1 tRNA gene is annotated in these 217 nt (G+C 52.5%); it reads left to right on the top strand.

The window, feature by feature from the left end:
- The first annotated feature begins 21 nt into the window (after positions 1-21).
- Positions 22-95 (top strand) — tRNA-Ala (locus tag AC5FXY_RS22345).
- The last annotated feature ends 122 nt before the right edge of the window (positions 96-217 follow it).

Here is a 217-nt window from a genome sequence, read left to right as displayed (position 1 = left end):
GCCGCGTGCGATTGGTATCACGGGGGATTAGCTCAGCTGGCTAGAGCACCTGCCTTGCACGCAGGGGGTCAACGGTTCGAATCCGTTATTCTCCACTCTTACTCCCGGAAGCGGTGTTTCATCACTTCTTCTTCTGGACCAGGCGACAGGCCTGGTACACGTTCTTTGACGTAACGGCTAGCAAACAAAGAAGAAATAAGCCTACCCTTTATTAAGG

This window comes from Hymenobacter sp. FMD4, from assembly GCF_058932745.1.
Note: the sequence above shows the minus strand (reverse complement) of the source record. Positions and strands in the feature narration are given on the sequence as shown.